This is a genomic window from Burkholderia sp. THE68, assembly GCF_009938265.1.
Classification (GTDB): Bacteria; Pseudomonadota; Gammaproteobacteria; order Burkholderiales; family Burkholderiaceae; genus Caballeronia.
Map to the genome: position 1 here is coordinate 121,583 of NZ_AP022320.1, position 15,524 is coordinate 137,106.

13 protein-coding genes are annotated in these 15,524 nt (G+C 59.0%); all 13 read left to right on the plus strand.

What is annotated here, in order from left to right:
• Positions 1–706 precede the first annotated feature (706 nt).
• The 13 genes from BTHE68_RS35975 to BTHE68_RS36035 all read left to right on the plus strand — a co-directional run bounded on the left by BTHE68_RS35975 (position 707) and on the right by BTHE68_RS36035 (position 14,790).
• On the plus strand, positions 707–2,176 hold the full coding sequence (locus tag BTHE68_RS35975) for a pyruvate carboxylase subunit B (RefSeq protein WP_162071076.1): 1,470 nt from the start codon (positions 707–709) through the stop codon (positions 2,174–2,176).
• A gap of 30 nt (positions 2,177–2,206) precedes the next feature.
• Positions 2,207–2,740, plus strand: coding sequence for an acetyl-CoA carboxylase biotin carboxyl carrier protein (gene accB, locus BTHE68_RS35980; RefSeq protein WP_162071077.1), 534 nt, complete (start codon positions 2,207–2,209; stop codon positions 2,738–2,740).
• Positions 2,741–2,748: 8 nt separating this feature from the next.
• On the plus strand, positions 2,749–4,119 hold the full coding sequence (accC, locus tag BTHE68_RS35985; RefSeq protein ID WP_162071078.1) for an acetyl-CoA carboxylase biotin carboxylase subunit: 1,371 nt from the start codon (positions 2,749–2,751) through the stop codon (positions 4,117–4,119).
• Between the two features lie 295 nt (positions 4,120–4,414).
• Positions 4,415–4,777: a DUF485 domain-containing protein gene (locus tag BTHE68_RS35990; protein WP_162071079.1), complete on the plus strand. Its 363-nt coding sequence runs from the start codon at positions 4,415–4,417 to the stop codon at positions 4,775–4,777.
• Complete coding sequence (locus BTHE68_RS35995) at positions 4,774–6,450, plus strand: cation acetate symporter (protein ID WP_162071080.1); 1,677 nt, start codon at positions 4,774–4,776, stop codon at positions 6,448–6,450. The genes BTHE68_RS35990 and BTHE68_RS35995 overlap by 4 nt, the downstream gene beginning before the upstream one ends.
• A 174-nt stretch (positions 6,451–6,624) precedes the next feature.
• Complete coding sequence (locus BTHE68_RS36000; RefSeq protein ID WP_162071081.1) at positions 6,625–7,257, plus strand: carbonic anhydrase; 633 nt, start codon at positions 6,625–6,627, stop codon at positions 7,255–7,257.
• A gap of 104 nt (positions 7,258–7,361) precedes the next feature.
• Positions 7,362–8,681, plus strand: coding sequence for an adenosylmethionine--8-amino-7-oxononanoate transaminase (locus BTHE68_RS36005; RefSeq protein ID WP_162071082.1), 1,320 nt, complete (start codon positions 7,362–7,364; stop codon positions 8,679–8,681).
• On the plus strand, positions 8,678–9,868 hold the full coding sequence (gene bioF, locus BTHE68_RS36010; protein WP_162071083.1) for an 8-amino-7-oxononanoate synthase: 1,191 nt from the start codon (positions 8,678–8,680) through the stop codon (positions 9,866–9,868). Before BTHE68_RS36005 ends, bioF begins: the two co-directional genes overlap by 4 nt.
• Positions 9,865–10,566 (plus strand): dethiobiotin synthase, encoded by a 702-nt coding sequence (gene bioD / locus BTHE68_RS36015; protein WP_162071084.1) that lies wholly within the window; start codon positions 9,865–9,867, stop codon positions 10,564–10,566. The genes bioF and bioD overlap by 4 nt, the downstream gene beginning before the upstream one ends.
• A 4-nt stretch (positions 10,567–10,570) precedes the next feature.
• Entirely contained in the window at positions 10,571–11,572 is a 1,002-nt protein-coding gene (bioB, locus tag BTHE68_RS36020) for a biotin synthase BioB (protein WP_162071085.1), read from the plus strand.
• Positions 11,573–11,751: 179 nt separating this feature from the next.
• Positions 11,752–12,519, plus strand: a complete 768-nt coding sequence (locus BTHE68_RS36025; protein WP_225936610.1) for an SDR family NAD(P)-dependent oxidoreductase — start codon at positions 11,752–11,754, stop codon at positions 12,517–12,519.
• Positions 12,520–12,536: 17 nt separating this feature from the next.
• Positions 12,537–13,730: an acyl-CoA dehydrogenase family protein gene (locus BTHE68_RS36030; RefSeq protein ID WP_162071086.1), complete on the plus strand. Its 1,194-nt coding sequence runs from the start codon at positions 12,537–12,539 to the stop codon at positions 13,728–13,730.
• Positions 13,723–14,790 (plus strand): phosphotransferase, encoded by a 1,068-nt coding sequence (locus BTHE68_RS36035; protein ID WP_162071087.1) that lies wholly within the window; start codon positions 13,723–13,725, stop codon positions 14,788–14,790. The genes BTHE68_RS36030 and BTHE68_RS36035 overlap by 8 nt, the downstream gene beginning before the upstream one ends.
• Positions 14,791–15,524: the final 734 nt, after the last annotated feature.

Genomic DNA, 15,524 nt, shown 5'->3' on the forward strand with positions numbered 1-15,524 from the left:
CGGCTCTCGATATGGACAATCGCAGGTGGGAATAGCATAGCGAATCGATTCCAACAGTAGGATCAAGCCGTCAATGCTTTCCTTCTTGAGCCCCGTGCCGTGCGGTCTTCAGCGCTGACCTGCGTTCTCGGGTTGTGTATTCCGGCTTGAGGTCGTGCCGTCGCCCCGTGAGAGCATGAGAGTCAGGCTAGACGAGTTACTTGCCGCTCAAGTGGGACGACGGCACGTGTCCATTCCAACCTACCGCTCAGCAGCACCGCGCAGCCTTGCGCGGAATTCGGCATCCAATGCTGACGAAACGGGGCACTCGCCTTCCGGGTACGGCGCCCGCTTCAGATTGGAACCCTTGGATCGGCCTCCCACGACGTTGACGGAACGGCATGTCTGGCATCAATGAGCCAGTTCGACGGGAGAGCGGCGAGTGCCAAGCCCGCTGCCGGCCTTCAGACGCATTAGGTGAGAGCGGTGGATCCGCGTAAGTCCGGTTCGGCTATATACACTATAGTAAATACCAAGCGGCCATTGAAATCCGCCTCCTGTTCGATGAGACTCGCCGACCATCTCAGAACCTTAAATTAGCGCTTAGACCTCGTTACTTCCCACTACACCAGCGCTTACAACGGACGAATCTCATAGGGAAAACACCATCGAGTCTTTTTTCAGACGTCCTGTTACTATGCAGTAAGTGAAACTGATCGGAGGTAGAATGGACAGGCAGGGTAAGAAGATCGGCATCGTCGACACAACACTGCGCGATGCTCATCAGTGTCTCTGGGCGACACGGATGAGAACGGCACATATGCTTCCCGTTGCGGAAGCTATGGACAACGCAGGGTTCGCACAGATTGACCTCGTAGCACCAATTCAATTCGACGTCTGTGTTCGCTACCTCAAGGAGGATCCTTGGGAGCGTGTGCGGCTAATGCGTAGTAAGGTACAGAAAACGCCACTTCGGTTTCTCGTGCGAAGCAAGAACTTGATGACATTCGACATGCTGCCGGATGACATCCTCGAGCTCTGGGTCGAGCGCGCGGTAGCAAACGGCTTTCGTATCGTCGGCTCGTTTGATGGGCTCAACGATGTGGAAAACATCTTGGCAACGACAAGGGTCGCTAGACGACTCGGTGTGGAGACGTTTGCCGCCCTGTCTTATTCGCTTAGCCCGGTTCATACCGACGAGCTGTATGTCAGAACCGCTCGGGAGTTGGTAAAAAGCAAATCAGTCGACGGAATCATGCTTAAGGACGCGGCCGGTCTTTTGACCGTAGATCGTATCCGTACGCTCGTGCCTGCAATCAAGCAGGTCATCGGCAATTTGCCGCTCGAGATCCACAGCCATTGCTTGACCGGCTTGGCTCCTCTCGTCTACCTCGAGGCCGTTAAATGTGGTGCGGATCTTCTTCATACTTCGATCGCACCGATGGCAAACGGAGCGGCTCAACCCGCGACGCAAAGCACCGCAAGGAATCTGCGCCTGATGGGATATGACGTCCCACTCGACGACCTGACGGTCGACATGGTCGGGGAACATTTCCAACGTATCGCCGAGGCAGAGGGCAAGCCTGTTGGAGAGGTGCTGGAATACGATGTGTTTCACTACCAGCACCAGATGCCGGGTGGCATGTTAAGTAACTTCAAGTCACAGTTGGCCGACGCGGGTCTTTCTGATCGATACGATCAACTGCTTGAAGAGGTGGCGAGAGTTCGCGAGGAACTCGGCTATCCAATCATGATCACGCCGTTCGCCCAATTGGTCGGCACGCAGGCTGTGCTGAATGTCGTCCATGGCGAGAGATATCGCGTTGTGCCGAATGAAATCAAGAAGTACGCGCTGGGTTACTACGGCAAGCTTCTCGCCCCTGTCGCACCCGACATGCTCGATCGCATTGTGGAGAACGGGTCTAAACAGATCGCGCTGAAGCCTTCTCCGCCCGAACCGGCCGTGGCTGCGCTACGCAAAAAATATCCGAACGCGTCGGATGACGAGAGACTCTTGCGGTACATGTTCGCTGGCTCCCAGGTAGACGAAATGCTTCGCGAGAAGGGCGATATGACTCGTGAATACCAGCACGATCACTCCATCGTGGCGTTGCTCAAAAACCTCTCGCAGCGCCCCAAAATCGGCCGTGTCCATATTTCTCGCGGTGAGTTTCAACTGGATATCTCCGGCAATTGAGAGCCGAGACTGTTTAACTGGGAGTTTTTCATGAGCATCAAGCAGCTTACGTACGAAGACGTCCGAGAGATCATTAAGCTGGTCGAGGAGGCAGACAAATTCAGCGAGTTTCGCCTCCGGTATGACGACATTGAAATTTCACTGAGCAAGAACTCACGCCCAGCGGACATTTCAACTCAAATACAAACATCGATCTCGAAGCCGGATTCGTCTGCAAAGCCGGCAGACCTGCCGGAAAGCGTCCGGAGCGATTCCGTGCGGAATGTCGAGGTGCCTGCGGGATCGAAACCGGTCGTTCAGGAGGGGTGGCCTGAACATTTCGTCACAGTTCGCGCGCCGATGGTCGGCACGTTCTATTGCGCCCCGGAACCCGGCGCGGAACCGTTTGTGTCCGTCGGAGATACGATCGCCGCTCAAGACACGGTTTGCATCATCGAGGTGATGAAATTGATGAACGCACTCGCTGCCGAATCCGGAGGCGTTGTCAAAAAGATTTTGGTATCGGATGGTGAAACAGTTGAGTACGGCCAACCGCTGATTGTGATCGATCCGGCAAGCCGATAGGGGAGAACATGGGTATCAAGATTAAGCGCCTCCTCGTTGCCAACCGTGGCGAGATCGCTGTCCGCATCATTCGAGCGTGCCGCGAATTGGGTATTGAAACGGTTCAGGTTTTCTCGGAAGCAGATAGGAACTCCCTGGCCGCGAAGATGGCTGATCGCGCCGTGTGCATCGGCGGTCCGAAGCCTCAGGACAGCTATCTGCAACCGCGGCGTATCCTGGCCGCCGCCTCAGCCCTCAACGTCGATGCGATCCACCCGGGCTACGGATTCCTTTCGGAGAATGCCGACTTTGCGGACCTCGTCGAAGCGGAAGGCTTCATTTTCGTCGGGCCGACAGGCGCCTCCATTCGTTCGATGGGCGATAAGGCAATGGCACGTAAGCTCGCCGAGGAGGCTGGAGTACCAACGACGCCTGGCTCCAAGGGCGTAGTTACCGACGCCGCAGCGGCTGCGGAAATCGCCGAGACCATCGGTTACCCCATTTTACTGAAAGCATCCGCCGGCGGCGGCGGTCGGGGAATGCGGGTGGTTCAAGATCGCTCAAGCATCGAAAAGGCGTTTCTTGAGGCATCACGCGAAGCTACCATTGCGTTCGGAAACGGGGCGATGTACTTGGAGAAGTTCTTAACCGATATCCGACATATCGAAATTCAGGTGCTCGGTGATGGAAAGAATGTCCTGCATCTCGGTGAGCGGGATTGTTCGACTCAACGTCGGAACCAGAAACTCATCGAGGAAAGTCCATCTCCTGTCCTCTCCGCCACCCTGCGGGCGAGGATCGGGGAGGCAGCCGTTCGCCTCTGCAAGCACGTCCACTATCGGAGCGCCGGGACAATCGAGTGCATTTTGGATCCAGCATCAGAAAGCTTCTATTTCATGGAGATGAATACGCGGATACAGGTCGAGCATCCGGTTACCGAAATGGTTTCGGGCATCGATCTCGTGAAGGCGCAGATTCGTATCGCCTCCGGTGAGGAAATCGAAGTGCTGCAGTCGGAGGTTCGTTTGAATGGTCACGCAATCGAATGTCGTATCAATGCGGAGGATCCCGCGCAGGATTTCCAGCCCAAGCCGGGACGGGTCCAGCGCTATTCACCGCCAGGCGGAATCGGCGTTAGGATGGACAGCCATCTGTTCTCAGGATATGTAGTGCCACCTTATTACGACTCCCTCCTCGGAAAGATCATCTGTTGGGGCGAGACGCGAGAAGAAGCCATCTCGAGAATGAAGCGCGCATTGCATGAACTGGAAATCGATGGCGTTCATACGACTCGAGACTTCCACCTTGACCTGATTGGCAGCAAGGACTTTGCTGAGGCGAAAATTCATACTCGGTACATTCAGGATACCTACTTGCCAGCTAAATCGAATAAAGGTTGAAGATGACCTCGCTCGATCGATGTTGTCCGACTTGGTGCAATAGATGTAATCCATTCGCATAACGAACGAGAAACGAAAGGCGCGGCCCGCTCGGGCGATCGAAGAACGCTCGATATTCGCTCTCGCATCGGTGCGGGATGAAGGAGGCGTAAGGCATACATTGAAGCTTAAACGGCTGTCCGAGAAAGCGCGGCGCCGGAATCCAGATTTAAGCGTGCGGCATGAACCCGTCTTTCGATGCGGTTATCGCGAGCACCGAAGTGGCGGACTTAACCGTGATAGGGAGGAGACATTTGTGCGTGATATTCATTCAGACGTAGAAAACAGCGGGACTGCTGCCGAGTTCGCACGGCGGTTCCGCGACATCCATTCCGATCCGAAATTTATTAGGCTCGTTACGAGCCGAAATCGTCTCGTGTCATTTCTACTGCTCGTGATCTTCGCAGGATATTTCGCTTTTTTGGCGATGGTTTGCTGGTATCCATCGATGGTGGCAATGCCGCTATACGATGGTGCTGGCGTGACTGTTGGTGTTGCTGCCGAACTCGTTCTTTTCATCGTCTTTCTTGCAATCTCGGCGATCTACGTATCGTTCGCAAACGGAAAATTCGACGCACTTCTGAGCAGTATTCTGACACAAGGAAAAGGGACGAGATGATGGCACGGACGACGCGATGTGGGGCCAGCTCGCTTCTGTTGGTAGTGGTGTCTAAGGCTGCGTGGGCCGGCGATGCAATACAAGCGACTACCCGCCAACCGCTGAACATTCAAGCGATAGCTTTGTTCTTCTGTTTTGTTTTGTTTACGCTCGGGATCACCTTTTGGGCAGCAAAAAGAACGAGGTCGACCTCCGACTTCTACAGTGCGGGTGGCGGCATCACGGGTTTTCAGAACGGCCTTGCTCTGGCTGGTGACTACATGTCTGCTTCAACGCTCCTCGGCATCACTGCACTTATTTATACGGATGGCGTGGACGGATATATTTATCTGATAGCGTTTTTTGCTGGGTGGCCGGTGCTTCTGCTGTTAATGACTGATCGCCTGAGAAATCTTGGAAAGTTCACATTTGCTGATATTACTTCCTATCGACTTTCGCAGCGGCCCCTCCGTGCAATGTCGGCAATTAGTTCGCTCGTTGTGGTCTGCTTTTATTTGATCGCACAGATGGTCGGCGCGGGTCAATTAATCAAGCTCTTGTTCGGCCTTGACTACAGCTGGGCGCTGGTAATTGTCGGTGTATTGATGATGGCCTACGTTACTTTCGGCGGTATGGTGGCGACCACGTGGGTGCAAATTACGAAAGCGTTTCTGTTGTTGGTTGGTGGCTCGATCGTCGCTGTCCTTGCGTTCTCAGATTTTCACTTCAGTTTCGAGACGCTCCTGTCCCGTGCGATGGAGATTCACAAGCGAGGTGCGGCACTAATGATGCCTGGCAAGCTTCTGGCGGATCCCGTCGCAGCGATTTCGCTCAGTCTGGGCCTAATCTTCGGTACAGCTGGTATGCCTCACATCCTGATGCGATTCTTCACTGTCAAGGACGCGAAAGAAGCGCGAAAGTCCGTGCTTTACGCAAGTAGTTTTATCGCGTATTTCTTTAATGTCATTCTGATCTTGGGGCTGGCGTCTATCGTTATCGTCAGTAGGGACCCCCGGTTCTTCGAGGGGGGCGACATTCACGGGAAATTGCTGGGCGGGGGAAACATGGTGGCGATGCATCTGGCCCATGCGGTCGGAGGCGACTTGATGTTTGGTTTCCTCGCAGCGGTGACCTTTGCTACGATTCTTGCCGTAGTGTCGGGATTGGCCCTTGCTGGTGCCTCCGCAATTGCATACGATCTTTACTCGCATGTGATCCGGCGAGGGGCCGCGGATGAGAAAGGCGAATTGCGTCTTACAAAATTCGCGTCGCTCGCAATTGGGATCGTTGCGATTTTTCTCGGGATGGCGTTTCAGAAGGTCAATGTGGCGTTCATGGTGGCCCTTGCATTCGGTGTGGCTGCCTCAGCAAATTTTCCTGTGCTCTTTCTGTCAATGTTTTGGAAGAACTTTACGACGAAGGGCGCGCTAGCGGGGGGGTACACTGGCCTCGTATCGGCTGTCCTGTTGGTCTTCATCTCGAAGTCGGTATGGGTAGATGTCTTGGGTCACGCGCAAGCAATTTTCCCTTATTCCCAGCCCGCCCTTTTCTCCATGCCTCTCGCGTTCGCGGTCGCGATCGCCGTGTCGTGGTTGGATCGAAGCGAATCAGCGTTATCTGAGCGCGCCCGGTTTGCCGATCTATATGTGCGGAGCCAGACAGGAATCGGTGCAAGCTCGCCCGCTTCACACTGACAATCCTTGGCGCTAGGTTGCGCTCTTCATCCGAGCGCGCCTGAACGGCACTTGTCCAACCGGGTGCCTGTGCCTCGCACGACACTCAAGTTGTGAGTTGAGGGCGGCATCGGTAAAGATGCTCTTGATTGGAACGGCAACCTATTCCGGCGTTGAATCGATTCGGAGTTGAGAGTGCAAGAAATCATCGATGGATTTTTCAAGTTTCGGCGTGACATTTTTCCAGAGAGGAGAGACCTCTTCCGGAAATTGGCCGCGAATCAGCAGCCCCGCACTTTGTTCATCGCGTGCTCAGACAGCCGAATGGTCCCGGAGCTGATCACTCAACGTGAACCAGGCGAACTCTTCGTTATTCGGAATGCAGGAAATATCATTCCTTCTTTTGGCCCTGAGCCCGGCGGGGTCACCGCTACTGTGGAGTATGCAGTGTCGGTGTTGGGTGTGCGGGACATCGTGGTGTGTGGCCACTCCGATTGCGGAGCGATGAAGGCGATCGCGAATTGCGACTGTATGGCGGATTTGCCGGCTGTAAGAAGCTGGTTGCGGTATGCCGACTCTGCGAAGCTGATCAACGATGCCAGGCCGCATCGGTCTCGCAGCGAGCGCCTTGAATCGATGATTAAGGAGAACGTGATCTGCCAGATCAACAATTTGCGCACTCATCCGTCAGTGGCGTTGGCAATCGCACAAGGTCGCCTTGATCTGCATGGATGGGTCTACGACATTGAGTCAGGATCGGTTACCGTTTTCGATAAAACCGGACATTCGTTTAAGCCTCTCGAAGCAACCGATGTAGTGAATTATTAGAGCGTTAAGCGTTTCCCGTAGAAGTATTTATCTATTGTTGGGACGCTCGGCCGTTGCTCTCTACGGAAAGCGTACTAAGGGCACACAACAGGAAGCGGTGCATCATGCACGTTCAAGGTTTAGATACCACCGAAAACGATCTCTGGGTTGCCCGCTCGCTTTCCGCCGTGTGGCACCCGTGCACCCAGATGAAACATCACGAGCGTGTGCCGCTCGTGCCGATCGCGCGCGGCAAGGGCGCGTGGCTCTACGATCCGCAGGGCAACCGCTATCTCGATGCGATCAGCTCGTGGTGGGTGAACCTCTTCGGCCACGCGAACGACGACATCAACCGCGCGCTGAAGGATCAGCTCGACACGCTCGAACACGCGATGCTCGCGGGCTGCACGCACGCCCCGGCGGTCGAACTGGCCGAGCGTCTTTCCGCGCTCACCGGCGGCACGCTAGGCCATGCGTTTTTCGCATCGGATGGCGCGTCGGCGGTCGAGATCGCGCTGAAGATGAGCTTTCACTTCTGGCGCAATAGCGGGCAGAGCGAGAAGCGCGAGTTCGCGTGCCTCGCGAACAGCTATCACGGCGAAACGATCGGCGCGCTCGGCGTGACCGACGTCGCCATTTTCAAGGACGCTTACGATCCGCTGATTCGTCATGCGCATGTGGTCGCGTCGCCGGCGGCTGTCGGCGTCGACGAAGCCATCGCTGCGATGCGCGCGCTTTTCGCGCAACGTGCGTCGACACTCGCGGCGGTCATCGTCGAGCCGCTCGTGCAATGCGCGGCCGGCATGGCGATGTACGACGCGTCGTATCTCACGCAATTGCGCGCGTTGTGCGACGAATTCGGCGTGCATCTGATCGCCGATGAAATCGCGGTCGGCTGCGGGCGCACCGGCACTTTTTTCGCGTGCGAGCAGGCGGGCATCTGGCCGGATTTCATCTGCCTGTCGAAGGGCATCAGCGGCGGCTATCTGCCGCTTTCGATCGTCCTCACGCGCGACGACATCTACGCCGCCTTCTACGACGACATCACCCGCGCCTTTCTGCATTCGCATTCGTACACGGGCAACCCGCTCGCGTGCCGCGCCGCATTGGCGACGCTCGATCTGTTCGAACGCGCGAACGTGCTGGCGGAAAACCGGCGCAAGTCCGCGTTGCTGCACGAAGCGTTGCATCCGCTTCTCGAACATGAGCGCGTGCGCAATCTGCGCCAGCGCGGCACGATCTTCGCGTTCGATGTCGATATCGACGACAAGACGTTCTCGCGCCGTTTCTTCGCGAACGCATTGAAGCGCGAACTGCTGATGCGCCCCATCGGTACGACGGTCTACATGATGCCGCCGTACATCCTCTCCGACGACGAACTCCTGCTCCTCGCGCAACGCACGCGCGACACGCTCGACGCCACGCTTCGCGGAGACGCCGCATGACGAACACATCGAAGGCGCTGTATGAAACGCTGAAGCAAGGTCTCGCCGATATCGACGCGCGCGGCCTGCGACGCCGCCGCAAGACGATCGACAGCGCGTGCTCCGCGCACATGACCGTCGATGGCCGCGAGATCATCGGCTTCGCGAGCAACGATTATCTCGGCCTCGCCGCGCACGAAGCGATCCGCGCGGCGCTCGCGGAAGGCGCGTCGCTCTACGGCGCGGGCAGTGGCGGATCGCATCTGCTCGGCGGCCATTCGCGCGCGCACGCGCAACTCGAAGACGATCTCGCCGCGTTCTCGGGCGGTTTCGTCGACAACCCGCGAGCGCTCTATTTCAGCACCGGCTACATGGCGAACCTCGCGGTGGTGACCGCGTTGGCCGGACGCGGCACGATCGTGTTCTCCGATGCGCTGAACCACGCATCGCTGATCGACGGCGTGAGGCTTTCCCGCGCGCAGACGCAGATCTATCCGCACGCCGACATGGAAGCGCTCGACGCGATGCTCGACGCCTCGCGCGACGATGCCGCGACGAAGCTCATCGTCACCGACACCGTGTTCAGCATGGACGGCGATATCGCGCCGCTCGCGCGTCTCGTCGAGCTCGCGGAAAAGTACGGCGCGTGGCTCGTCGTGGACGATGCGCACGGCTTCGGCGTGCTCGGTCCGCAAGGGCGCGGCGCACTTGCCGCTTACGCGCTGCGCTCGCCGCATCTCGTCTATGTCGGCACGCTCGGCAAAGCGGCGGGCGTCGCGGGCGCGTTCGTCGCGGCGGATGAAACCGTCGTCGAATGGCTCGTGCAGCGCGCGCGTCCATATATCTTCACGACGGCGTCGCCGCCGGCTGTCGCGCATGCGGTGTCGGCGAGCTTGAAGGTCATCGGCGGCGACGAGGGCGATCGAAGACGCGCGCATCTCGCATCGCTCATCGAAACTACGCGCGCGATGCTCAAACGCACGCGCTGGATGCCCGTCGATTCACACACCGCCGTGCAGCCGCTCGTGATCGGCGGCAACGACGAAACGCTGGAAATCGCCGCCGCGCTCGACAAGCACGGCCTCTGGGTGCCCGCGATTCGTCCGCCGACCGTTCCGCAAGGCACGTCGCGCCTGCGCATTTCGCTTTCCGCCGCGCACAGCGAAGACGATCTCGCGCGCCTCGATCACGCTTTGAACACGCTATGACCGCTTTATCGCTATTCGTCGCCGGAACCGATACGGAAATCGGCAAAACCTTCGTCTCCGCCGCGCTGCTGCACGGCTTCGCGCGCGCGGGCCTGCGCGCCGCCGCGATGAAGCCGATCGCGTCGGGCGCCATCGAGCGCGACGGCGTGCTGCACAACGAAGACGCCGATCAGCTCGACGCCGCCGCGAACGTCGCGCTGCCGAACGACATCCGCACGCCGTTCATGATGCGCGAGCCGATCGCGCCGCACATCGCCGCCGCGCGGGAGGGCATCGCGCTGGATATCGGGCGCATCGTCGACGCGCATCGCCATGCGATGACGAAAGCGGATATCGTCGTGGTGGAAGGCGTCGGCGGCTTTCGCGTGCCGCTTACCGACACGCACGACACCGCCGATCTCGCGCTCGCGCTGAATCTGCCGGTGGTGCTCGTCGTCGGCATGCGGCTCGGCTGCATCAGTCACGCGCTTTTGACCGTGGAAGCCATCGCGTCGCGCGGACTGAAGCTCGCGGGCTGGGTCGCGAATCGCGTCGACCCGAACATGCTGTATCCGGACGAAAATATCGCAACGCTCAGGCAACGCATCGACGCGCCGCTCATCGGCGTGATTCCGCATCTCGCGCCGAACGACGCACGGCGCGCCGCCGATTCGCTCGACATCGGCCTTCTGACAGACCAGCTTCATCGAAAGGATTGACCTCATGACCCAGCAAACCGCCGCAGAGACCACTTCCACGACCACCACGACCACGCCGCAACCGATGCAGCGCTGGCGCGTCGCCGATGTCGTCGCGCTGTACGACCTGCCGTTCAACGATCTGCTCTATCGCGCGCAAACCGTGCATCGCGAAAATTTCGATCCGAACGCGGTGCAGCTTTCCACGCTGCTCTCGATCAAGACGGGCGGCTGCGAGGAAGACTGCGCGTACTGTCCGCAGTCGGTGCATCACGACACCGGCCTCAAGGCCGAAAAGCTGATGGATGTCGACGAAGTCCTGAAGGCCGCCGAAACCGCCAAGTCCAACGGCGCGACGCGCTTCTGCATGGGCGCGGCGTGGCGCAATCCGAAGGATCGTCATCTTGAGCCGATCAAGGACATGATCCGCGGCGTCAAGGCGATGGGCCTCGAAACCTGCGTGACGCTCGGCATGCTGGAAGCGCATCAGGCGCAAGGACTGCGCGACGCCGGTCTCGATTACTACAACCACAATCTCGATACATCGCCCGAGTTCTACGGCCAGATCATCTCGACGCGCACGTACCAGGATCGTCTCGACACGCTCGAACACGTGCGCGATGCGGGCATCAACGTGTGCTGCGGCGGGATCGTCGGCATGGGCGAATCGCGGCGCGAGCGCGCGGGGCTGATCTCGCAACTCGCGAACATGGAGCCGTATCCGGAATCGGTGCCGATCAACAATCTCGTGCAGGTCGCGGGCACGCCGCTCACGGGCGTCGAGGCGCTCGATCCGTTCGAGTTCGTGCGCACGATCGCGGTCGCGCGCATCACGATGCCGAAAGCGATGGTGCGTCTCTCCGCCGGCCGCGAGCAGATGGACGAAGCGCTGCAGGCGCTGTGCTTTGCCGCCGGCGCGAATTCGATCTTTTACGGCGACCAGTTGCTCACTACGAGTAATCCGCAAGCGGAAGCGGACCGTCGCTTGTTGAGCCGTCTGGGCCTTGTCGCGCATGACATGGCATAGAAAAGCGGCGCCGTGTCGCCATTGCCGAGGCTACTTGAACGAGTCTCGGGCCTTCGCCTGAGAAAGGGCGTCTCGATTTTCATTACCGGCGCATCTGTGGACGCTCATGCGTGGTCGCAAGTGCCGCTTGTCCGATATATCTGCATCTTGCCAGACGGTCGGGATGACAAGGAGAAAAGGTGAGTGATCTGGAAACCGTTGAACAATGCTTCGACCTGCGAGGAAGACGTGTTTTGATAACGGGCGCATCAAGCGGGCTAGGTGCGCATTTCGCCGCATTGTTTGCGGGCTGCAGAGCCGAAGTGATCTTGGCCGGGCGGCGGATCAGCGTGCTCGAGGAACGGGTGCAGCACCTGCGTAGCGAAGGCTGCGCGGCGTCTTGCGTGCAAGTCGACGTCAACGATGCTGCCTCGAGAAAGGCGCTGGCGGAATCCATTGGTGAACTCGATGTGCTCGTGAACAACGCCGGGATCGTGATCGACAGGCCTGCATTGCAGCAGAGCGAGGCCGACTGGGACGCCGTCATTGATACCAATTTGAAAGCAATGTTTTTCGTCGCCAAGGATCTTTTCCCGGCGTTGAAGCCGCGCATGGGCGCAATCGTCAACGTCGCGTCGATTCTGGCGTTGCGGCAGGCCGGTAACGTACTGCCCTACGCCGTCTCGAAAGCGGGCGTGATACAGATGACCAAAACGCTCGCGCTCGAATGGGCACGCCACGGCATCCGCGTCAACGCGATCGCGCCCGGCTACTTCGAGACGGAGCTCAATCAGGAGTTATGGCGTACCAGCGCCGGTGAGGCGCTTATTAAACGCATTCCACAGCGACGCCTCGGGAAACTTGAAGATCTCGACGGTCCCATGCTCCTGCTTGCCTCCGCGGCGTCCCGCTACATGACCGGAACCGTACTCGTCGTCGATGGTGGCCATCTGACGAGCAGCCTCTAACTTCACCCGAAACCGCCATGCTGACACCTTCTCCCACCGACCGCAGCCGCGACATTGCGGACCGTGTCGAAGCATTCGTTCGTGAAACCGTCATTCCCTTCGAGTGCGACAGCCGCAACGGCCCTCACGGCCCCTCGGAAGAACTGGTCACTGAATTGCGCACGCTCGCGCGGGCGGCAGGGGTGATGACACCCCACATCCTTACCGATGGCACACATTTGACGCACGTCGAAACAGCGGCCGTGTTGAAACGTTCAGGCCTGTCGCCGTTGGGTCCCGTCGCAGTGAATACGATGGCGCCTGACGAGGGCAACATGTTCCTGCTGGGCAGGGTCGCTACCACCGCACAGAAAGAGCGCTTTCTGACAAAGTTGCAGACCGGCGAGGCGCGCTCTGCCTTCTTCATGACCGAGCCGGCCGAGGAGCAGGGCGCAGGCTCCGATCCATCGATGCTCAAGACCACTGCGCGCCGCGATGGCGATGCATGGGTCATCGATGGAAGCAAGACCTTCATCACCGGCGCGGTGGGTGCGGCGGTGGGCATCGTCATGGCCCTGACGAAAGATGGCGACAAGCCTCGCGCCACCATGTTTCTTGTCGACCTTCCAGATCCGGCTATCGAGGTCGTGAAGGTGCTCGATACCATCGACGGATCTATGCCCGGCGGCCACGCGCGGATCGCCATTCGCGGCTTGCGGGTACCGGCGGACTCGGTGCTGGGCGAAGTGCACGCAGGATTCGAATATGCTCAGATACGCCTTTCGCCCGCGCGGCTCTCGCATTGTATGCGCTGGCTCGGTCTGGCGGTACGGGCTCAGGAACTCGCGGTCGACTATGCTAGCCAGCGGCACGCATTCGGGAAGCGGCTGATCGACCATGAGGGCGTCGGCTTCATGCTGGCCGACAACGCAATCGACCTGCAGCAGGCAGCACTGATGATCGACTGGTGCGCCGACGTGCTCGACCGCGGCGATCTCGGTACGACCGAAAGCTCGATGGCTAAGGTCGCCGTCTCGGACGCACTCTTCAGGGTCGCCGACCGTTGCGTGCAGACCATGGGCGGATCCGGTGTGTCGCGCGATTCGATCGTGGAACAATTTTTCCGCGAGGTGCGGGCGTTTCGCATCTATGACGGCCCGACTGAGGTGCATAAATGGTCGCTGGCGAAAAAGATAAAGCGTGCCGCACTCGGAGGGAGCTATCGTGTCTGATGCCGACAAGTTCTCGGGCACAGTTCCCGTCCGCGAAGCCCATCGCTTCGATCAGCAGGCCCTTTTCGAATGGATGCGTGACAACATCGAAGGGTTTTCCGGCCCGCTCGAAGTCGAGCAGTTCAAGGGCGGGCAGTCGAATCCCACTTACCGGCTGCATACGCCCTTGCAGGACTACGTGCTGCGCCGCAAACCGCCTGGTCAACTACTTAAAGGCGCGCACGCCGTCGAGCGGGAGGCACGCGTGATGTCCGCCGTCGGTTCGGCCGGTTTTCCGGTGCCCAAGATATTCGGCACCTGCGACGATGCTGCCGTGCTAGGGAGCGGCTTCTTCGTGATGGAACTGGTGAAGGGTCGAATCTTCTGGGATTCGAGCTTCGCGTCGCTGTCGGCGGCCGACCGGTTTCGCTATCTCGATGCGATGAATGCCACTCTCGCTGATCTGCATCAACTCGATTATGCCGCGCTGGGTCTCGGCGATTTCGGCAGGCCGGGGCGTTATGTCGCAAGACAGGTCGAGCGCTGGTCGAATCAATATCTGAGCGACGACGCAGCCGGCCGCAATTCGGACATGGACAACGTGATCGATTGGCTGAAATCGAACCTGCCGGAGCGCGACGAAGCTGCGCTCACACATGGCGATTTCCGCGTCGACAATCTGATCTTTCATCCGGCCGAGCCGCGCGTGATCGCCGTGCTCGACTGGGAACTGTCCACGCTCGGCGACCCCTTGGCCGACTTCGCCTACAACGCAATGATGTACCGTTTGCCGCCGGACATTCTCGGAGGCCTCGGCGGTCTCGATCTCGCACGGCTCGCCTTGCCGAACGAGGCAAATTACGTCAGCACTTATTGCCGTCGCACGGGACGTGAACAACTCGTCGGCTTCGACTATTACATTGTATTCAACATGTTCCGATTCGCCGCGATTCTGCATGGCATTCGGGCGCGTGTCGTACGGGGCACGGCTGTTAGTCATGACGCGCGGGCGATGGGCGACCGGTTCGTACGCGTCGCGCAGCTCGCTTGGGCCGAGGCGCGGCGCGCCGACTCGGAATGAGCAGATCGCTCTCTCAACCGAGGGTAGGCTATTTCGCCAACCAAACTCGCGGTGTGCTTATGGGCGACTCTCTGGAATGTACTACCGGGTCGTACGAGAAGTCGAGATTTATGTCGCGCGGCTCGGTATGCGCGACGTCGCCAGTCGAGTACCGCTTTCTCGCGCGGCGTAGGCCGGAGAGCGTCGAGCAATCGGCAGCGCTGAAGCTTTTGATGTTCGCCCGTGCGACGCACCGCTATGCGGGCTGCATTTTCGTTGTGAAGGCTCATCCGACCGACGCGAACCGAGCCAGTGCGGTTGTCGTCGAAATGTCAGACGGGATTGGGGTGTACGGAACGTGTGTTCGCCTCTAGGACGGCACGCTTAAACTGAGTGTCGAGTCCTGGATAACGGCACAGGGATCAGCGGTCGAGGCGAAGAACTGGGTCTTGCGTTGCGTTGATGAAGAAAGATCAGTCTGGAAGGTCGTGAAGCCGTAGTGCGGAACACACGCGAGGGAATCTCGAAGCAGCGATGGTTAGATTGCTGCCCCGAATCCGTTGCGAGTGTCCACTTAGAAAGGAGCGTTGGACGTCGTTTCGCTGCTTTTCGCAACACTGCGGACGGGTTCGCCGTACTCGACGCGTCGAGCAGTGGGTCTCGCTTTCAACGTCTGTGCTGAGTCGTCGGCAATAGCTCCAAACGACGCCACCTCTTCTTAGCCGAGACAGGCGGCGGGTGGCGGCTCTCGACCA